Origin of the sequence: Martinezella lusitana, from assembly GCF_014207095.1 — a bacterium.
GTDB lineage: Bacteria > Pseudomonadota > Alphaproteobacteria > Rhizobiales > Rhizobiaceae > Rhizobium > Rhizobium lusitanum_B.
In genome coordinates, this window is the sequence record NZ_JACHBG010000006.1 from 306,904 (window position 1) to 322,749 (window position 15,846).

Below are 15,846 nucleotides of genomic sequence, written 5' to 3' on the forward strand. Positions count from 1 at the left end.
CGGCCGGACGTCGAGTCCCGGCCGCCTCGACCGATCAACGCATCGATTCTACCACCCGAAGCGTATCGGTGAACTGTTCGAACCGGCGGATCTTATCCTGCGCCACGCCCCAGACATGCACGACGCGAGCCTTGAATGGCTTGCCCGTCTGCTTGCTGGTGCCGGTATATTCGCCGATTGCGACCACGTCGTTGCCGGCGTCGAGGAGCCGTTCGAGCGTGAATGTATAGCCGTCAAATAGCTCGCCGAGCGCCTGAAAGACGTTCTTGAAGATCTCCTGCGGGCCGACATAGGTGCCGACGCAGGGAAAACCGTCCATCTCGGTCCAGTGGCAATCGGGCGCGATGTCGGCAAGCATGCCATCCATGTCGCGGCGGAGATTGGCGTCGTAATGCGCCTTCACAATTTCGAAAGCTGTTCGCATCGTGCTGTCCTTCACACTGGTTCCTGACCGGGCAGATAGTAGGTCATCGAGGCCTTGCGGATGAACGCGCCGGCCGGGCTGTTCTGGATACGTCCGTCGCCAGTGATGCCGAGGAACTTGCCTGTTGAACGCATGTCATTGAAATTGTAGAAGAACGTCGACGCGACCGCGATCTTGAATTCGCGGAAGGTGAAGATGTACTGGTTCTCGTCGAATTTGTAGGTGGTGGTCAGATCGACGTCGCCATGGCCGCGCTGAACGCCGACGAGGCATTGCCAGGCATAGCGCTGCGACGACAGGTACGTGTGCTCATAGACATGGTTGGGGCTGTAGGTGAAGTGTGCCCGGAGCCCGATCAGGTCGCGGCTCTCAGCCGGAGCCTGGCCGCTGACAACACCGCCTTCGATGATGCCGGGACGGAAGATCTGTGCCACCTGCGGCTCGCCGACCGAATCTTTCAATTCGCGAACGATCGAGTAGATCGACAGGGCGCGACGCGTTTCGACATTGAGGATCAGCGTTTCCGCTTCCTTCGAACGTCCGGCAAAAACGATCTCGACGAAATAGGTGTTCGGCGCGACTTCGATAACTTCGGCCTTATCCGTGGCGCTGTCCTTGCCGTCGGACCATTTGACGTGTTCCTTGCCAAAGGCAAGCTCGAGCTTGCGGCCGTCGTCGAAGGCGACCTTGTGCGACGAGCCGGCAAGGGCATCCGTCGCCGGCAGCCGGTTCGTGTCGATGCCATAGGCGAATTGATCGTAGGTTTTCCAATCTTTTGGATTCTGGTTCATGCGCGTTTCCTCCCCCTTAATCCACAAATGCCAGCGTCGGCAGATCGACGGTGCCGGCGCCGCCGTCGACGGTCAGGACCGCGCCGTTGATCATCGAAGCCTCACCCGAAGCGAGGAAGCAGACGGCATTGGCGACGTCCTCGGCGGTCGCCGGCTGGCCGAGCGGCACGTCCTTGGTGACGAGCGCATAGGCTTCCTCGATGCTGTTCAGCTTGTACTTCTCGACGATGAATTCCATCTGCTCGTCAGCCATGGCGGTCGTGACCCAGCCGGGGCAAACGGTATTGGTGCGAACGCCCTTGCGGCCGTAGTCGCGCGCCAACGACTTTGCAAGGCCGATGCAGCCATGCTTCATGGTGACATAGCCCGCGGCATCCGGCCCGGCAAACAGCCCGGCGATCGAGGCGAGAACGACGATATTGCCCTTGTTCTTGATGAGGTGGGGCAGGGATTCGCGCGCGCTGACGAATGCGGTGTTGAGGTTGAGACGAACGGCAAGATCCCATGTCTCGTCCGACATGCTGACCGTCGGTCCAACACCGTGGCCGCCGGCATTGGCGATCAGGATGTCGAGCCCGCCATAGGTCTCGACGACTTTTTCCACGGCAGCCTTCATCGCGGCGCCATCGGCAGCATCGGCTGCAACGACAGTTGCGCCGATCTCTTCGGCAACGCTTCTAAGCGGCTCGGGACGGCGCCCGACGAGCGCGACATTGCCGCCTTCCTGGCGGATGCGGCGCGCGACCGCTGCGCCGATACCCGTGCCGCCACCCGTAATCAGGGCCGTCTTGTTCTTGAAACGCATGTTTCCTCCTCTTGGATTTCTTGAGCATCATGGCCGATGCGTTCGCAGGCGTCGCGTCCAGCTGTGCAGTCCGTTTTGACTGAGCGTGCACAACGCGTTCAATCGCGCGGCTCCTCCACCGCATGATTGGCAAACGCCCCTCGCTGGTCTGCGAGAGGCGTCTGCGGAGATCAGTAAACCTTCGCGTCAGCAGGCGGTTTTGCAGCTTCAGCGTTCTTGAAATCATCCAGAAGCTTGGTGGTGGCATTGGCGAGAAGCGTCACATCATTGCCGATCGCCACGAAGGTCGCACCAAGTTCGAGATAGCGCTTGGCCAGCGAGAGGTCGCCGATCAGGATGCCGGCGGCCTTGCCATGCGCCTGAATTTTCGCAAGCGCCTTTTCGACCTCCGCCTGCACTTCCGGCGCGCCCGGCCCACCGAGATAGCCCATGTCGGCAGCGAGATCGGCGGGGCCGATAAAGACGCCGTCAACGCCTTCAGTCGAGGCTATGGCATCGAGCGCTTCGAGTCCCGCACGGCTTTCCACCTGCAGGAGCAGACAAATCTCGTCATTGGCCGTCGGCAGGTAGTCAGGGATGCGATTGAAGGCGGAGGCGCGGGCAAGGGCCGCACCGACGCCGCGCACGCCATGGGGCGGATATCTGACAGCCTTGACCATGGTCTCGGCCATTTCCCTACTGTCGACCATCGGGATGAGCAGGGTCTGAGCGCCGATGTCGAGCATCTGCTTGATGATCCAGGTCTCGCCGATTGGCGGACGGATGATCGCGTGGCTCGCCGTGCCCTTCATCGCCTGCAGTTGCGAGACGAGGAGCGGCACGTCGTTCGGCGCATGCTCGGCGTCGAGCAGCAGCCAATCGTAACCCGCGCCCGCTGAGATTTCGACCGTGTACGCATTGGCGAGGGCCTGCCAGAGGCCGATCTGCGCCCGCCCTTCCTTCAATGCCTGTTTAAAGAGGTTCTTGGGCGCGGGCATGTCTTACTCCATTATGCAAAGAACAGGCTGACCGATCCGTAAGGACCGAAATCGGCAGTGATCGTATCGCCGTGCCGCGCCTCGATCGGGCGGATAAACGAACCGGCAAGAACGATCTGACCGGATTCGATACCGTCGCCATATTGCGACAGGCGATTGGCAAGCCAGGCGATGCCGCGTGCAGGCTGGTTCAGAACGCCGGCGCCAAGGCCGGTTTCCTCGACTTCGGCGTTGCGGCTGACGATCGCGCCCATCCAGCGCATGTCGATCTGATCGGGTCGCACCGCGCGGCCGCCGGTGACGATGCCCGCATTGGCGGCATTGTCGGAGATGGTATCGACGATAGTGCGCGCCTTCTTCGTCTCGGGGTCGACCCGGAGGATGCGGGTGTCCAGGATCTCAAGAGCGGGGGTCACGTAGTCGGTGGCGTTCAGCACATCGAAGATCGAGACGTTCGGCCCCTTGAGCGGCGCCTTCATGACGAAGGCGATTTCGGCCTCGATGCGCGGCTGGATAAAGCGGTCGGCCGGCACGGTCGCGCCGTCCTCGAAGATCATGTCGTCGAAGAGCACGCCGGAATCCGGAATGTTGATGTTGAGGGCATACTGCATTGCCTTCGACGTCAGCCCGATCTTCCAGCCGATCGGCTTGCGGCCAGCGGCGATCTTCTTCTTCACCCAGGCGCTCTGGACGGCATAAGAGTCGTCCATGGTCATCTGCGGATGCTTCAGCGACAGGAGCCCGGTCTGGACGCGCGTCCGCTCAGCCTGGTCGAGGCTTTCTGCCGCGGCCTGGATTTCATCTTGCGACAGCATCAGAGCACCTCGTCGGCGATGGTGTTTTTCAGGATGCCGAGGCCATCTGCCTCGACTTCGACGACATCTCCCGGCTTCAGCCAGATCGGCGGGTCGAAGCGGGCGCCGGCGCCGGTCGGCGTGCCTGTCACGATGACGTCGCCGGGAACGAGCGTGGTGAAGGTGGAGATGTAGTTGATGATCTTGCGGAAGGAGAAGATCATCCGGCTGGTGCGGTCGATCTGGCGCACCTCGCCGTTGACGCGGGTCTTAAGCTCAATGTCGTCGAGCTGGGCGGCATCGGTGAAGGGGATCAGCCAGGGGCCGATCGAGCCTGTATTGTCGAAGTTCTTGCCCTGGGTAACGTTGAACTTTGCGTGCCGCACCCAGTCACGGATCGTGCCTTCGTTGCAAAGCGAAAGAGCCGCGATATGCGAGAAGGCATCGGCTTCGGCGATCCGTCGGCCACCCTTGCCGATGACAATGACGATCTCGCCTTCGTAGTCGAGCTGAGGGCTTTCCGGCGGCCGGATCAGCGGCTGGCCGTTGCCGGTGAACGAGCGCGGAAAGCGGATGAAGAGAGAGGGGTTGGAAGGGGCAGCCTGCCCATCCTTGTACTCCTCGTTGCGGTCGGGGAAGTTGACCCCGACGCAAATGATCTTTTCCGGCGACGGAATGGGAATTTCGAAGCGGATGTCGTCCAGTGCGAAATCCGGCTTCAACGTCTTGGCTTCCTCTGCGAGCTGAACGAGGCGACCGGCCTCGATCACCTCACGCAGTGTTGGCCATGTCGCGCCGTGGCGGGCGGAGAGGTCGACGACACCGCCGTCGACCGCAAGCCCGTAACCATGACGGCCGTTTCTCGAAAAGGACAGGAATCTTGGATGGGTCATGCTTTCATGGCCTTGTTTTGACCTCAGACGACGCCGCCGAGGCAGACATATTTGATTTCGGTGAATTCCTCGATGCCGTAGCGCGAGCCCTCGCGGCCAAGGCCGGAGAGCTTGACGCCACCGAAGGGGGCTTCGGCCGTCGAGATCAGGCCGGTATTGACGCCGACCATGCCGTATTCCAGGGCTTCGGCAACGCGGAATACGCGGGCGAGATCCTTGGCATAAAAGTAGGAGGCAAGGCCAAACTCGGTGTCATTGGCCTGAACGATGACATCGGCCTCATCCTTGAAGCGGAAGAGGGGAGCCACCGGTCCGAAGGTCTCTTCTTTCGCCACAGCCATGGCAGGCGTGACGTCGGCGAGTACCGTCGCTTCATAGAAGCGTCCGCCGAGCTGATGGCGATGACCGCCGGCAACGATGCGACCGCCCTTGGAAAGAGCGTCGGCGACATGCTCCTCGACCTTGTTGAGAGCCGCTTCATCGATCAGAGGTCCGAGATTGATGCCCTCGTCAAAACCGTTGCCGGTCTTCAGCGAACCCACAGCCTTGGCAAGCTTTTCGGCAAAGGCATCATAGACGCCGTCCTGCACGTAGAGACGGTTGGCACAGACGCAGGTCTGACCGTTGTTGCGGAACTTGGCAATCAGCGCGCCTTCGACAGCAGCATCGAGATCGGCATCGTCGAACACGATGAAGGGCGCATTGCCTCCTAGCTCAAGGCCGAGTTTCTTGATGGTCGGCGCGCTCTGCTTGTAGAGTTCCGCACCGACTTCGGTCGAGCCGGTGAAGGTGAGCTTGCGCACGACCGGGCTTGCGGTCATCTCGGCGCCGATGGCGCGGGCCGATCCGGTGATGACGCTGAACAGTCCCTTGGGCAGGCCGGCACGCTCGGCGAGGATCGCAAGGGCGATTGCCGAGAACGGCGTCTGGGACGCGGGTTTCAGGACCATGGCGCAGCCAGCGGCAAAAGCCGGGCCAGCCTTGCGGGTGATCATCGCATTCGGGAAATTCCAGGGGGTGATGGCCGCGACGACGCCGATCGGCTGCTTCATGACAAGGATGCGCTTGTCCTTCTGATGGCCGGGGATGATGTCGCCATAGACGCGGCGGCCTTCTTCGGCAAACCATTCGATGAAGCTTGCGCCATAGGCAATTTCGCCCTTGGCTTCGGGCAGGGGCTTACCCTGTTCGGCTGTCAGGATGCGTCCGAGATCATCCTGGTTTTCCATCATCAGCTCGAACCAGCGCCGCAGAATGCCGGAACGCTCCTTGGCGGTGCGGGCGGCCCATTCCTTCTGGGTCACCTCGGCTGCAGCAATCGCTTTCTTCGTCTCGGCAGCGCCCAGATTGGGAACCAGGCCGATGATCTCGCCTGTTGCCGGATTGTCGACCTTGATCGCGTTTGCGGGATCGGCTTCGATCCACTCGCCGCCGACCAATGCCGCCTGCCGGAACAACGTTGCGTCCTTCAATTTCATGACTATCTCCTCGCCTGGATAACGTTGAAAAGAGCGGGCGTTTTCGCCCGCTCTTGAGGGTAACGCTTAAGGCGCGATAATCGGCTGTGCCTTCAGTTCCGGTTCCGCGACTTCTGCGCCAGCGAACAGGCTACCATGTTCGAACCAGGATTTGGGAGCGGGTGCGCCCCAAAGTGTCTGGCGCTGCGGATCCTTGAGGTCCCACTTGATCGGCTCCAGATCGGGATCGACGGTCTGATAGTCCGAGCAGTAGATTTCGATGCGGTGGCCATCCGGATCGAGGACGTAGAGGAAGAAGGCATTCGAGATGCCGTGGCGTCCCGGGCCGCGCTCGATATTGCTGACCCAGCCGGTGGTTGCCATCAGGTCGAGAAGGTCGATGATGTTGAGCGGCGTCGGAACCCAGAAGGCGGTGTGGTGCAGGCGCGGGCCGCGACCATTGGTGAAGGCGATGTCGTGGACGCCGCCCTTGCGGTGCGTCCAGGCAGCCCAGAGACGACCGGTTTCGGCATCCTCGGTATATTCCGTGACGCGGAAGCCGAGTTCGTTATAGAAAGCCACGCTTTCATCGACATTGGTCGAGTAGCAGTTGAAGTGGTCGATGCGCAGCGGCTTGACGCCCTTGTAGAGCGCATATTTCTGATGGATCGGCGGCAGGCGATCCATCTTCGAGTAGAACTCAAGCGGGATGCCATGCGGGTCGCGGGTGCGGAAGGTCCGCGCCTGGTAAGGGCGCTCGACCCATTCCACCGGCAGGCCCTTGCCCTTGAAGAAGTGAGCGGCCTTGTCGAGATCCTCGTCGCCGAAGACCTTGAAGCCGAGGTCGCGAGCTTCCGCCTTGTCGGACTTGCGCAGGACGATGCAGTGATGGCCGCGCTCTTCGAGTGCCCGCAGGTAGATGGTGTCGGCCGTCTCATCCGTCACCTGCAGGCCGAGTGTGTCGACATAGAAGGAGCGCGACTTGGCAAGGTCGGTAACGCCGAATTCGACATGGCTGAGGCGCACGATGTTGAAGGGCGGATAGAGATTTGGTTTTGGCAGGGGCATGTGTTCCTCCTCTTGGAGCAATTTCCAGGAAAAGTGCGAAGCGGTTTTCCGTCCGGAATTGCGTTAAACGAAAAGTTCGAGCGGTTCCGCGCTTCCTCGAAAAGCTGAACCGCTCTAATGCGTATTGTCGGCTCAGCCGCCGAGTTTCTGGATTGCGTGTGGCTTGGTGGCGAAGGCGACGTTCTTGGTTTCCATGTAGAAATCGAACGACCAGTCGCCGCCGTCGCGGCCGATGCCGGAATTCTTGACCCCACCGAAGGGGGTGGGCAGATGGCGAACGTTTTCCGAATTCACCCAGATCATGCCGGCCTCGAGATGATCGGTGAAACGGAACGCGCGGGTGACGTCCGAGGTCCAGAGATAGCCGGTCAGGCCATACTGGACGTCGTTAGCGAGCGCGAGCGCATCGGATTCGTCCTTGAAGGGGATGGCTGCTAGTACCGGCCCGAAGATTTCTTCCTGGGCGATGCGCATCTGGTTGTTGGCGCCCGTGAACAGGGTCGGGGAGACGTAGCAACCGCCGCCGGGGCCATCGAACTTCTCGCCGCCGGCTGCAACCGTTGCGCCCTCGGACTTGCCGATCTGGATATATTCCAGCACCTTCTTTTCGTGCACGGGATGGACGAGCGGGCCGACGACAGTTTCCGGGTCCAGCGGATGGCCGACCTTGATGCGCTTGGCCTTCTCGGCGACGATTGCGGTGAACTTGTCGTAGACGCTTTCCTCGACCAGCAGGCGCGAGGACGAGGTGCAGCGCTCCCCGTTCAGCGAGTAGATCATGAAGACGGCGGCATCGGCGGCGCGCTCAAGATCGGCATCGGCAAAGACGACGACCGGGTTCTTGCCACCAAGCTCGAAATGCACCCGCTTCAGTGTATCGGCACCCTGCTTCATGATCATCGAACCGGTGCGGCTTTCGCCGACGAAGCCGATGGCCTTGATGAGCGGATGTTCCGTCAGAGCGCGGCCGGCATCTTCGCCCAGACCGTTGACCAGGTTCCAAACACCCTTCGGCAGGCCGGCTTCCTCAGCGATCTCCACCAGCAGGCGGGCGGTCAGCGGCGAGAATTCGGCTGGTTTGTGGACGATGGTGCAGCCAGCGGCCAGTGCCGGCGCGATCTTCCAGGTCGACAGCATGAAGGGCGTGTTCCAGGGCGTGATGATCCCGACCGGGCCGATCGGCACGCGCGTCGTCAGGTTCACCTGGCCTTCGGCGCGGATCGACTTGCCATCGCGCGCTTCCGGTGCGCGATCGGCGAAGAAACGGAAATTCTCGGCGCCGCGCAGGGCGGCCTTGGCCATGAATTTCAGCGACTGTCCGGTGTCCATGCATTCGACGAAGGCGATCTCTTCCGCGCGGGCCACGATTGCATCGGCGATCTTATGCAGAAGCTTCTTGCGGGCGTCACCCGGCATGGCAGCCCAATCAGCAAAGGCGGCCTTTGCGGCTTTGGCGGCACGATCGATATCGGCGGCCTTGCCGCGGGCGACGGTGGCAAGCGGCTTCAGATCGACCGGCGAAATGGTCTCGAAGGTCGAACCGTCATCGGCACGGACATCCTCGCCGTTGATGCGGTTGAGAACACCGCGCTCTTTGAACCGGGCCAGAAAGCTTTCGGCCTTTGCGATGTTTTCCTGCAATTTGGACATCGTCTATTTCCTTGATGTTATCTCGTCCCTAGGCGGGCGTGGTCACTTGCCGCGAAGCCGCGGATGAATGGCGTTCTTTTTCCAGCTGAGTTCCGCATCGATCTCGCGAATTTCCAGCGAGAGCGCGAAATGCGGCGTCTCGAAGAGAGGGCTTAGAACCTCGGTTGCCGCCGCAAAGATCGCCTCGCCGGTCCGCTTCTTTTCATCAGCCGTGCGACCCTTGCCGATGCGGAAATTCAGATCGACAAAGGCGTTCTCCGGCAGCTTGTCTGCAATTGCGTAGTGATCGGCGCGGAAGGCGCGAACGCGCACGGCCCCGATCTCGAAAAGACCGGTTTCCAGCACGGTCTTCAGTAGTCGTTCGCAAAGCGCGTCGATATCGGCGCGGCCTTCCAGATTGGCCGAATACTCGATGGCGAGATGTGGCATGCGTCCTCCCGATCTCTTATTTACTTAACACGTTAATAAATTTCCGAGAGAAGTCAAGCGATGCTGTTCAGCTTTCTTGCCATCTCCAGACTTTCGTTGACGTAGCGAGCAAGGCGCGGGGCGGCGTTCGGAATCTCGGGCCGCTCGGCGAGCCATCCGATGTAGGTGAGGCTGCGCAGAACCATGAAGAGCGGAAGGAATTCGAGCGCTGCGTCGGAAAGCTCACGCTGGCTCCGATAGCCCGAAATCAGCGCGTTTTCGATGTCCGGATAGGCGGATTCGTTGCGATTCTTCAGCAAGGCCGTTGCAAGATCGAAAAGACGGAAACCATATCCCGCATCGTCGAAATCGATGAAGGCAACGTCGCTTTCGTTGTCCGTGAGGAAGATGTTCTCACGCACAAGATCGGCATGGATCAGGCCATAATCGAGGCCACGTTCCTGCGCCTTTGCGAGCGCTTGGCGCAATTGGCCTCGCAATGCCGTCAGCGCTTCGGCATCGTCCTTCGGGAGGCCCAGGCAATCCCAGAAGCGTCCCCACAAGGGCTTTTCGCCAACGAGGCCTTCCACATCCCAGGCCGGGCGTCGAAAACGCTCGGGCGGTGCCCATGCATCGGCGAGATTATGCATGGTCGCCATGGAGCGGCCGACGCAGTAGAATATCTGCGCCTGCTTTTCGGCTGACTGTGCCAGCGGCGTGCCGCTCTGGCCGAGCGGTGAACCCTCGATCCAACTGACGACGTCGGCGTGCTGCTCGGAAAATTGCCGGTTGGCCGGGAGCCGAACGAGGCTTTGCCTGTCGCTTGTAGGAACAGGGCTCGGCACGTTGAGGTCGCCGAGCCGCAGCGCGGCCATCAGGTGCAGTTCCGAGCGCAGGCTCGTTTCGTCGTGATAGCCTGGACGATGTAGCCGAAGGGCGGCATATTGTCCGTCGTCGAGAGTGATGCGGAAGACGGCATTCTCCCGATATTTCATCAGCACCGGTTCATCGGCCTGAACTGACCAATGGTCGAGCGCCTCCAGTGCGCGCTTCTGCAGGGCGTCCCGGACGGCTTGTGGCAACTCGTCAACCATATCAGCCTCACAAGCCCGACAGCACGTCGTCGAAAATCGACAGCATGAAATCGGCATTCTCTGTGGTAAAGGGCATGGGCGGCCGGATTTTGGTCGCGCATTGATGAATGCCGATCTTACCCATCAGCACGCCCCGTTCGCGCATCTCATTGACGATCCGGGTTGCCTGCGTCAGCGCGGGCTCCTTCGTTGCATGGTCGAGCACGAATTCCGTCCCCATGAAGAGGCCGCTTCCGCGCACGTCGCCGATGATCGAGTGCTTCTGCGCGAGTTTCTGGAAGGCAGTGCGCGTGTATTCGCCGACCTTGCGGGCGTTTTCGATGAGGTTTTCGTCGTCGATGACGTCAAGAACCGCCATCGCCGCCGCGCAGGAGACCGGATTGCCGCCGAAGGTATTGAAATAGCGGAACGCCTTGCGGAAGGCATTCACCGTATCGATGTTGGCAACGACACCGCCGACCGGATGGCCGTTGGCCATCGGCTTGCCGAGGGTGACGATGTCGGGAACGATACCGGCATGTTGATGCCCCCACATATGCGTGCCGGTGCGGCCGAAACCGGGTTGCACCTCGTCGGTAATGACCAGGCCGCCCGCTTTCCGCACAGCGGCGACCGTCTTGTCCAGGAAGCCCGGCGGCAGATCCGGGAAGCCTTCATTGGCAAAGAACGGGTCGATGATGATAGCGGAAAAGCCATGCGGGCTGTCCTGTAGTGAAGCAATCGCCTTCTCGACCTCTGCTGCGAAAGCCGTGGCAAAGGCGTCTCCGCCTTCGCCGCCGAGCGGCCGATAGCTGTCCGGCGCAGGCACATGCCGAACATGGCCGCCGAAGCCGCCGACTGGCGGCATGCGCGTCGACAGTTGCGACACGGCCGTCGTGTTGCCGTGATAGGTGTGGTTGGTCGCGATGACGCCGGTCTTGCCGGTGACGGCCTGTGCCATGCGCAGTGCCACGTCGTTGGCTTCGCTGCCCGTGCAGGTCAGGATCGCCGCGTCGAGGCTCTTGTCGAAAGTCGCCGTCAGCCGCTCGACATAGTCGAGGATCCCTTCGTGCAGGTAGCGCGTGTGGGTGTTCAGCGTCGAGGCCTGGCGCGTGATGGCCTCGACCACGCGCGGATGGCAATGGCCGACATGCGGCACGTTGTTGTAGCAATCGAGGTATTTCTTGCCGTCGGCATCCCATAGCCAGACACCTTCCCCGCGGACCAGATGGACCGGATCCTCATAGAAGAGTGACATGTTGCGGCCGAGAAGCCGCTCGCGCCGTGCGATAAGAGCTGCATTGTCGGACATGATCAGGCTCCTGCTGCAGAGAGGCCGGCATCGAGCGCGGTCAGGATGGTCTGGACATTCGCAGCCGTCACGATCAGCGGCGGCGACATGATGACGTTGGCGCCGGAGGTGCGGACCATCACACCGGCATCGTAGGTTGCGTCATGGACCTTCTGAACCACGTCCTTGGCCGCCGCGCTCTTCTTTGCACGGTCGCTGACGAGTTCGAGGGCGCACATCAGGCCCTTGCCGCGCACATCGCCGATCAATTCATGCTTGTTCTGCAGCGCCTTCAGGCCGGCCAGCAGCTCTTCGCCGCGGGCGGCGGCATTGGCAGCCACGTCAAGCCGTTTGGTCTCCTTGAGCGTTGCGAGCGCTGCTGCGGCACCGACCGGATGGCCGGAATAGGTGTAGCCATGGCCGATATTGCCGACGGAGTTCTTATTGCTTTCGAAGACGTGCGCCACCTTGTCGGAAATCATCACGGCGCCGAAGGGGAAGTAGCCGTTGGTGATCGCCTTCGCCGTCGACATCATGTCCGGCTTGACGCCCCAGAGACGCGATCCAGTCCAGGCGCCGGTACGGCCGAATGCCGTGATGACCTCATCGGCGATCAGCAGGATACCATGGCGGTCGCAGATCTCGCGCATCAGCGGCAGGAAGGTCTCGTGCGGGACGATGACGCCGCCGGCGCCCAGCACCGGCTCGACGATCAGGGCCGCGATGGTGTCAGCACCCTGGAAGGCGATTTCATCCTCGAAGAGTGTCGCGATCGCCTGTGCGATCTCTGCTCCGTCGGTGGTGTTGAACGGATTGCGGTAGGTGAAGGGCGCGGGCAAATGAATGACGCCAGGCAGCAGCGGCTCGTAGTTGCGGCGGAAATTCTGGTTGCCGTTGACGGAGGCGCCGCCGAAATGCGTGCCGTGATAGCCCTTCTTCAGCGCGACGAATTTGGTGCGCTCGGGCTGGTCGTTGATCTTGTGATACTGGCGCGCCAGCCGTAAGCAGGTCTCCACCGAATCCGAGCCACCGGAGGTGAAGAATGAGCGGCTCAGGCCATCGGGCTTGAACCATTCGGCGAGTTCGTAGGACAGTTCGATGAGCGGCGAGTTCGTCGTGCCGCGGAAGGTGGAGTAGTAGGGCAGTTCGTCGAGCTGGTCGCGGATCGCCTTCTTCACCGGCTCGCAGGAGTAGCCGAGGTTGACGTTCCAGAGGCCGCCGACAGCGTCGAGCACCTTCTTGCCTTGGATGTCGACGATCTCGACGCCTTCGCCCGAATTGACGATTCGCGGCGGATGCGCCTGCATCTCGGCCGGGTGAGCCATCGGGTGCCAAAGGTGACGGGCATTGTTTTCAATGATGAAATTGGTTTCGCGCATATCAAATTCCTTCTTGTTCAGAGTCCCAGCATGGCAAGTGCTTGGGCATAGCTTTCGGCGGGGCGGGTAACGTCGAAATGCACATGAGGCAGTTTCACGGCTTCGGCGCCCTCGATGTTCTTCTTCTGGTCGTCAACGAAGACGCAGGCCTCACGCGGCAGATCGAGCTCGGCAAGGACGAGTTCGTAGGCGCGGGGATCGGGCTTGAGGATCTTCGTATAGGTGGCATCGACAATAACGTCGAAAAGGTCGATCAGCGGGAAGCGTTTGCGGAACTCGACGCCGTAAAAAAGGTCCAGTTCGTTCGACAGGATCGCCAGCTTGAGACCGGCTTCCTTGACCCGCAGGATGGCGTCGCGGGCTTCCGGACGCAGGACGAGCTCAGGCTCGGCACCGCGGGCGCGACGAACGAAAGTCTGCATGTCGGCCCAGTTTTCGCCGGCCATTTTCCCAACTTCTCCCGCGCGCGTCAGCCAGTAGTCGCGCTCGGTGATTTCGCGTTTCTGCATCGACACCCAGAGCGGATCTGTGGTGGTGTCGAACGGTCCGAGCCACGTCAGCGATCCCTTCGGGAGACCGAGAGTGCGCTCGGTGACCTCATGGGTTTCGAACAACGTACGTGTCACCACGCCGCCGAAATCAAGGATGAGCGCGCGTTGTGATGTCATGGTCTTCCCTCCGGAATGACGCCTTCGGCGACCCATTTGTCGAAAACGGCAAGGGCTGCAGCTGAAAAGGCGGGAGAATTGATGTGGGCGTCGACCTCTTCCAAAGCGACGGACGGCGGTATGGCACGGCGCATCTCTTCCACGAAGGCGGCAAGCCCATCCGGATCATGCAGCGGCTCGTTCGGCTTGTCCCATTCCTGAATGCCTTCGGTCGGGAGCAGGAAGGCAACCCTCGCATCGGCGCGTGCAAGTTTGCGTCCGATTAGTTGGGCAACTTCACGCCTGCCCTCCGGTGATGTGGTGACGGACGCGATCAGCCGGTTGTGAGCATGGTAGGGCCGCTCGGCGAGGATATCAGGCAATGGCCGCCATGCTTGAAGATCGACCATGTCGACGGCACCGGGCGCGACAATCTGCGGAATGCCGGTGCGGCCAGCGTTCTCCAGCCTGTCCGGGCCAGAGGTGACCACGGTGTCGTAGTGATGATTGCTGACTTCCTGAATGCAGAAATCGAAGACGGCGGCGAACCCTCTCTGCGAAGCGATGGCTTCATAGGCGCGTCCGCCCATGCCGGTGGCATGAAAGATAGCGACTTCATAGCCGCGCTTTTCGAGCTCCGGCCGCAGGTACTTCATGTATTTGAGGCAGCTGGAGCCGAGCGATGTCATGCCGATGAGCGGGCGCTGGCGATCTGTCCTGGTTCCATGTTTTGCCGCTCCGACAACGGCGCCGCATGCCTGCGACAAAACCGAGCGGCAGATATCGTTCAATCCGTAAAGGCCGCCGGCCCACAAGATCATCATGAGATCGGGGGCAATGCGCTCGGGCGGGATCAGATGGGAGTAGGCAATGGTCGAAACCACGAATTTCGGTACGCCGAGAGGCAGGACCGCAGCAACGTCGAGCGCCAGATCGGTGCCCATGGTGCCGCCAAGGACGATGATGCCGTCGACCAGACCGTCCTCGTAAAGTCGTTTCGTCAGCGCGGTTGCGCCCGCGGCCATGCCGGCCATGGCGCTATTTTCATCGCCGCTCTCGGCAATCGCTTCGATCGTGGTATTGGCGGCCTTTGCGATGTCATGCCTGGAAAAATCGGGCACATAAGGCGGATCGCCGAGAATGCTGACATCGACCATAACAGGCCTGCCGCCGGCTTCCGCGATGACGGATGCCATGAATTGCAGTTCGTCGCTCTTGGTGTCACCGGTTCCGATGACGAGAATTCTGGGCGAGGGAGCCGTGGGGCTCATTAATCCGTCCTCCTGATTTTGCATTGGTTCCCAAGGGTTTTTCCGACCCGTAGTATTTTTCTGAAATCGCGTTGGCCGTCGCGACGGCTTGTGCGCCGAATTCGTAGATGCCAGCGTTTGTCGTGCGCGAGAGCGGCGCTGCGATGGCCACGCAGCCGATCGGGCGGCCGTTGGGGCCGCAGACGGGTGCCGCCGTGCTGATCACGCCGGCTTCCAGTCCCTGATGGCTGATCGAGAAGCCGCGTGCCGCCGTTTCGTCGAGCATGCCGCGGATCAGCTGGGGATCGACGACAGTATGATCGGTGTATTTCTCGAGCGGCTTCTTAAGAAAGGCTCCGATTTCTGCCGGCGGGCAGAATGCAAGGAAGGCGAGGCCGGACGCCGTCGCATGAAATGGCAGGAGACTGCCGACTTCGACGATGATCCGATGCGCCCAGGACGAATCCTCCACATAAATGGTGGAGAGCTGCCCGCCGGAAAATTCGGAAAGATGCACCGTCTCGGTCGACGATCCCGCGAGTGCCTGAATGAAGGGGATTGCTACTCGCAAAAACGGGAAACGCGCTTCGCGAATGCGGGCAAGACGTACGGGTGCAGAGCCTACTCTATATCGCCGCGTGTCAGGATCCTGCTCGACGAAACCGTGTTTCTCCAGCTCGACCAGAAAGCGTCGCGCCGTCGCCTTGTCGAGTGCGCACAGATTGGCGATGTCTGTTAGACCCGCCTCCTTGTCCAGCCGTGACAGCGTATCCAGCAATGAAAGCGCCTTCCCGATCGTGCTCATTGTTCCTCCTCTTGGGTTGGTCAGCGTCTGTTTTTGTGCGTCCAGCCGGGGCTTCCGTCAAATCAGCTCGCTGACCATGCGCCGCGGCACGATAGCAGCGACCCAAGATACTTAACATGCGAAATAACTTGACA

The 15,846-nt window shown here is 61.1% G+C and carries 16 protein-coding genes; all 16 read right to left on the minus strand.

Features of this window, described 5'->3' with window-relative positions:
- Nucleotides 1–34: 34 nt before the first annotated feature.
- The 16 genes from GGD46_RS16000 to GGD46_RS16075 all read right to left on the minus strand — a co-directional run bounded on the left by GGD46_RS16000 (nt 35) and on the right by GGD46_RS16075 (nt 15,712).
- On the minus strand, nt 35–424 hold the full coding sequence (locus GGD46_RS16000) for a nuclear transport factor 2 family protein (protein WP_184705518.1): 390 nt from the start codon (nt 422–424) through the stop codon (nt 35–37).
- A gap of 11 nt (nt 425–435) precedes the next feature.
- The gene (locus GGD46_RS16005; protein WP_184705519.1) at nt 436–1,215 is read right to left on the minus strand and encodes a MoaF C-terminal domain-containing protein; all 780 of its coding nucleotides are present in this window, start codon (nt 1,213–1,215) and stop codon (nt 436–438) included.
- Between the two features lie 16 nt (nt 1,216–1,231).
- Entirely contained in the window at nt 1,232–2,020 is a 789-nt protein-coding gene (locus GGD46_RS16010; protein WP_184705520.1) for an SDR family NAD(P)-dependent oxidoreductase, read from the minus strand.
- Nucleotides 2,021–2,190: 170 nt separating this feature from the next.
- Nucleotides 2,191–2,997, minus strand: coding sequence for a 4-hydroxy-2-oxoheptanedioate aldolase (gene hpaI, locus GGD46_RS16015; protein WP_184705521.1), 807 nt, complete (start codon nt 2,995–2,997; stop codon nt 2,191–2,193).
- 11 nt (nt 2,998–3,008) lie between these two features.
- Nucleotides 3,009–3,812, minus strand: a complete 804-nt coding sequence (hpaH, locus tag GGD46_RS16020; protein WP_184705522.1) for a 2-oxo-hept-4-ene-1,7-dioate hydratase — start codon at nt 3,810–3,812, stop codon at nt 3,009–3,011.
- The gene (locus GGD46_RS16025) at nt 3,812–4,684 is read right to left on the minus strand and encodes a fumarylacetoacetate hydrolase family protein (protein WP_184705523.1); all 873 of its coding nucleotides are present in this window, start codon (nt 4,682–4,684) and stop codon (nt 3,812–3,814) included. The genes hpaH and GGD46_RS16025 overlap by 1 nt, the downstream gene beginning before the upstream one ends.
- A gap of 23 nt (nt 4,685–4,707) precedes the next feature.
- The gene (gene gabD / locus GGD46_RS16030) at nt 4,708–6,162 is read right to left on the minus strand and encodes an NADP-dependent succinate-semialdehyde dehydrogenase (protein ID WP_184705524.1); all 1,455 of its coding nucleotides are present in this window, start codon (nt 6,160–6,162) and stop codon (nt 4,708–4,710) included.
- A 66-nt stretch (nt 6,163–6,228) separates the two neighbouring features.
- The gene (gene hpaD / locus GGD46_RS16035; protein WP_184705525.1) at nt 6,229–7,209 is read right to left on the minus strand and encodes a 3,4-dihydroxyphenylacetate 2,3-dioxygenase; all 981 of its coding nucleotides are present in this window, start codon (nt 7,207–7,209) and stop codon (nt 6,229–6,231) included.
- A gap of 132 nt (nt 7,210–7,341) precedes the next feature.
- On the minus strand, nt 7,342–8,859 hold the full coding sequence (gene hpaE, locus GGD46_RS16040; protein ID WP_184705527.1) for a 5-carboxymethyl-2-hydroxymuconate semialdehyde dehydrogenase: 1,518 nt from the start codon (nt 8,857–8,859) through the stop codon (nt 7,342–7,344).
- 42 nt (nt 8,860–8,901) lie between these two features.
- On the minus strand, nt 8,902–9,288 hold the full coding sequence (locus tag GGD46_RS16045) for a 5-carboxymethyl-2-hydroxymuconate Delta-isomerase (RefSeq protein WP_184705529.1): 387 nt from the start codon (nt 9,286–9,288) through the stop codon (nt 8,902–8,904).
- A 53-nt stretch (nt 9,289–9,341) separates the two neighbouring features.
- Nucleotides 9,342–10,361 (minus strand): homoserine kinase, encoded by a 1,020-nt coding sequence (locus GGD46_RS16050; RefSeq protein ID WP_184705532.1) that lies wholly within the window; start codon nt 10,359–10,361, stop codon nt 9,342–9,344.
- A gap of 7 nt (nt 10,362–10,368) precedes the next feature.
- Nucleotides 10,369–11,652, minus strand: a complete 1,284-nt coding sequence (locus GGD46_RS16055) for an aspartate aminotransferase family protein (RefSeq protein ID WP_184705534.1) — start codon at nt 11,650–11,652, stop codon at nt 10,369–10,371.
- A 2-nt stretch (nt 11,653–11,654) separates the two neighbouring features.
- Nucleotides 11,655–13,010: an aspartate aminotransferase family protein gene (locus GGD46_RS16060; protein WP_184705536.1), complete on the minus strand. Its 1,356-nt coding sequence runs from the start codon at nt 13,008–13,010 to the stop codon at nt 11,655–11,657.
- Nucleotides 13,011–13,027: 17 nt separating this feature from the next.
- On the minus strand, nt 13,028–13,678 hold the full coding sequence (locus GGD46_RS16065; RefSeq protein ID WP_184705538.1) for an HAD family hydrolase: 651 nt from the start codon (nt 13,676–13,678) through the stop codon (nt 13,028–13,030).
- Entirely contained in the window at nt 13,675–14,928 is a 1,254-nt protein-coding gene (locus GGD46_RS16070) for a Tm-1-like ATP-binding domain-containing protein (RefSeq protein WP_184705540.1), read from the minus strand. Before GGD46_RS16070 ends, GGD46_RS16065 begins: the two co-directional genes overlap by 4 nt.
- On the minus strand, nt 14,879–15,712 hold the full coding sequence (locus GGD46_RS16075) for an IclR family transcriptional regulator (RefSeq protein ID WP_184705542.1): 834 nt from the start codon (nt 15,710–15,712) through the stop codon (nt 14,879–14,881). Before GGD46_RS16075 ends, GGD46_RS16070 begins: the two co-directional genes overlap by 50 nt.
- Between the last annotated feature and the right edge of the window lie 134 nt (nt 15,713–15,846).